2 protein-coding genes are annotated in these 1,087 nt (G+C 74.3%); both read left to right on the plus strand.

All coding sequences use genetic code 11. The features are described from left to right. On the plus strand, positions 1 to 703 hold a 703-nt coding region (locus D180_RS06615), incomplete at its 5' end, for a FecR domain-containing protein (protein ID WP_017912174.1). Positions 704 to 809: 106 nt separating this feature from the next. Further along, positions 810 to 1,087, plus strand: a 278-nt coding sequence (locus D180_RS06620) for an STN domain-containing protein (protein ID WP_198526520.1), incomplete at its 3' end; no start/stop codon positions are given.

A 1,087-nucleotide genomic window follows, 5' to 3' on the forward strand; every position in this document is an offset into this window, starting at 1 on the left:
GGCCGCGCTGCTCGGTGCCGCGGTACTGTCCCTGGTCTGGCGGCATGCCGTCGAACCGGTACCGACCGCCTATGCCAGCGTCACCGGCCAGCTGCGCCCGGTGGCCCTGGCCGACGGCTCGCAGGCCACGCTGAGCAGCGACAGCCGCATCGCGGTGGCGCTGTCGCGCGCGCAGCGGCGCATCGACCTGCAGCGCGGCGAGGCGTTCTTCGCGGTGAGCAAGGACCCGGGCCGTCCCTTCGTGGTCGACAGCGGCGCGCGCCGGGTGGTGGCGGTGGGCACGCGCTTCGCGGTGCGCCGCGAGGCCGATGCGCTGCGCGTGGTGGTCACCGAAGGCACGGTGCGGCTGGAATCGGCGGGCGCGCCGCAGGCGCCACCGCTGCTGCTGCATGCCGGCAGCATCGCCCAGGCCGGGCCGCACGGGGTGCTGGTACGCCGGGTCGCGCTGGCCGAGGCCGAGCGCGCGCTGGACTGGCGCAGCGGCTACCTGAGTTTCGACGACACCCCGCTGCAGGCGGCGGTGGCCGAGTTCAACCGCTACAACACGGTCAAGCTGCAGGTCGCCGATGCCGGTGCCGCGGCGCTGCGGGTCGGCGGCAACGTGCGCTGGTCCAACGTCGACGCCTTCGTGCGCCTGCTCGAACAGGGATTCCCGATCCGCGCCGAGCGCCACGGCGACACGGTGTTGTTGCACAGCCGGTAAGCCGTCCCGCGCCGCGCCGGGCCGGCGCGGCGGCGGGGGGATTTGTCGGTCTCGTTCGTCTGGAGCTACTGAGGCGCGCTCCGCGCCCGTTTGGGGAGAAAACTCGATGCGGTATCCGATGCGTGCCCTGCTGCTGAGCATGGCCTGTGCGAGCGCCTGTGCGGCGCAGGCGCAACCCGCTGCCGTTGCCGCCACCGGCACGGTGGACGTCCCCGCCGGCCCGCTGCGCGCGGCGCTGGACACCCTGGCGCGGCAATCCGGCGCGCAACTGATTTACCGCGCCGACCAACTGGGCCAGGCCCGCAGCGGCGGCGCGCACGGCCAACTGGACACCGCACAGGCGCTGCAGCAGGTGCTGCGCGGCAGCGGCTTCGTCGCCCAGCG

The organism is Xanthomonas sp. SHU 166 (assembly GCF_000364685.1).
Taxonomy (GTDB): Bacteria; Pseudomonadota; Gammaproteobacteria; order Xanthomonadales; family Xanthomonadaceae; genus Xanthomonas_A; species Xanthomonas_A sontii.